Below are 2687 nucleotides of genomic sequence, written 5' to 3'. Positions count from 1 at the left end.
TCATGCGCTCAACGCCGGGCATGGGCGACGCCACCCACTGATAATCCGTGGGTCGAATGACGACGCGTTGTTCGAAATCGGCATTGAGTAGGGTAGTCATGTGCGCTCTTTGTAAATATGGGGAGTGCCCGAGTCTGCCAGTATAAAACCTGCCGTGTACCCGGCGCAGTAAAGCGTGTTCTCTGTTGCAAATGCGTGAAGCGCGGGGCTTGCTGGGCTGGCTGACGTAGATCGGATACCGAGCTGATAAGGCGAAATCGAAAAAAGGGGCGAAATAAGTAAATTCATGCGTGTCCCAGACTAAAAACAACGCTTGTTTGACAGACAGACTGAAAACTCTTGCGCCTCTGCTTACGCTACCAGTGTCATCGCGTACAGAGGCACCTCCAGTCGGCAGAGGCATCCTGCGTTATTGCTGCTTTCCCATGCTACCGTGGCGCCAATTTCCTGAGCTCGGTGACGGATGTTGGCAAGGCCCATGCCGCGTTGTTGCATTTCCTCTGATAGCCCCGGACCTTCATCACGGATTGTCAGGATGAGTATGCCGTTGTCGTTAGCATGATGGATTCTGCAATCAAGGTGCGCTGTGCCGATGCCTGCATGCTTGATGATATTGGATGTCAGCTCACGCAGGATGCGGCTGAGGTGGTAGGCCTTGGTCGGGTCTGCTGGGGTGTCGGGTATCTCGCCGAGGCCGTTGTAATGAAACTGGATGCCGGCGTGGCTCAGCCGGTTTTCGCTTTCAGTGATGGCGTCGGCGATTAATTCATTGAGTGGAATGATATCCCGTTTGCTCTGATTCACGGTTTCCCGAAGCGACGATAGCGCTTCCCTGGCAAGTGAAGATTTTTCATGCTCGGCGCGGGAATGGAGGATAGAGAGCAGTTTTGCACCCACGTCATCGTGCAGATCTCGGTAGACCTTCTGGCGTTCCTGTTGTGCATGGTTGTAGAGGGCAAGGGCATGGTTTTCTGCATAGCTCTTTTCCAGTGAAGCGGAGATTTCCGCCACGCGGGTTTCCAGCTGACTGTTAAGGGTTTCACTGTGATTCAGGGCGCGCACGAAAGTCCGAACCAGATGGGCGAATATCAGGATAAGGAGGACGGCAAAGCCGTATTGCATGAAGGTGCCCTCCGGTAATCTACCTGGCTGCTGTGCTGCTGCCTGAAAGGCATAGATGTCATGTAGCACTAGCAGGGAGATCACTAGGAAGCCGGGAATCAGTAGAAGTAACTCCTTGCTGCGTTTGCGGATGGCGAGATGGGTTCCGATGACGAGAAGGTAGATCACCAAAGCCAGGTGCATGCCATGAACAAAGGTGATCACCAGGGTGTGCAGTCGCATGGGCATGATGAACAAGAGAATACCGGAAAGAATCAAGGCAGCGATGGCGATAATTTTCAAGCGCGGCCTGTCTAGTTGCATCAGCCGGTAAAGAAACATAAACAGGAAGAAGCCGGACAGGTCCACACAGTAAAAGACGAAGCGTAACCAGGTCCCATGATTAATTGGGGCAAAAGGCACCGCCATATAGAACATCACTACTGACCAGCTAAAGCAGAGCAGAGAAAAGTACAGGTAAAGCCGATCACTTCGGCGAAGCAACCAGATGAACAGGGTCAGGCTGCCCATCACAAGGCAGGTGACCATGCTCCACTCTGCGATACGAATTTTCTGGAATACAGATTGTTGGTAATGACTTTGCAATACGGTCTGATCGCCGATGATCAGTGGTGACAGAACGGCGTTGGGTTCGCCGCTACGAATACGAATGATGAGCTGATTGCCGGAGTCCCGCCAGTAGGCAGCAGGAAGTCGGGTATAGAAAGGATGGTTCCAGCCGGTTGATTCCCTGCCATCCAGACGCTGCGTGCCGGCGACCGTGTGTCCGTTCAGAAAGATACTTATATCAAAGACATGGTTACTGACAAACAAGCTATCACGCTGAGTATCGGGCAAGGAATCCAGATTAAAGCGAAACCAGAATGTGCCATGAATCTGGGAGTAAGAGCCCGCAAATGGCAGTGTGGTGTCTTTCCAGTCTCCGTCAGGGAGTTGGCTAGTAGGTTTTTCCGAATAAAGATACTGACCCTGGGTAATGCGGGTGAAGGCAGTATCTGCAGCAAGTAAGCCGGAATACAGCAGTGAAGAGAGGAGGAACCATAGCCAGATTGTACGCATTGGGGTGTTTGTTTATTGTCCAGTAGATTGGCAATTTACCATGTTTATTTGTAGTGAAGGGGAAATAATTGCGAGCCAGTAGATGGCTACATCTATAGAAATAAGTAAGCAATAAGTAAGCAATAAGGGGCACCCAAAAATTGGCATTTACAAATGCCCCACCTTCACATAAATCAACGCCCCGTCTTCTTTCGTAAAAGGCGCATGCCGACTCAAGTGAGGGCTGCGCAGCCAGCTGCCTTTCGGGTAGGAACCATGCTCGTCATAAAAGGTACCTTCCAATACAAAAATCTCTTCCCCGCCCCAATGCTGGTGCGGTTGGAATTGGGTATGGGGCGCCCATTTCACTAACCCCACGTGCTCACCTTTGAAATCGTGCAGGGGCATCACCGTCAGTCCCTCGACGAGTCCCGGTCGCCAGGCAGTGTTCAAGGTGTCGATCACTTTTGGCTCGGTGTCGTCCTGATCAAATTGATGCAGCTTCACCAGTATCGTTGCGCCTTCCT

The 2687-nt window shown here is 51.8% G+C and carries 2 protein-coding genes; both read right to left on the bottom strand.

The features are described 5' to 3' along the window. Positions 1 to 351 precede the first annotated feature (351 nt). Positions 352 to 2181, bottom strand: coding sequence for a sensor histidine kinase (locus T9A_RS16485; protein ID WP_035250760.1), 1830 nt, complete (start codon positions 2179 to 2181; stop codon positions 352 to 354). Between the two features lie 147 nt (positions 2182 to 2328). Then, positions 2329 to 2687, bottom strand: a 359-nt coding sequence (locus T9A_RS16480) for a cupin domain-containing protein (RefSeq protein WP_035250757.1), incomplete at its 5' end; no start/stop codon positions are given.

The organism is Alcanivorax jadensis T9, assembly GCF_000756655.1.
Lineage (GTDB): Bacteria > Pseudomonadota > Gammaproteobacteria > Pseudomonadales > Alcanivoracaceae > Alcanivorax > Alcanivorax jadensis.
This window is presented reverse-complemented; position numbering and strand designations above follow the sequence as displayed.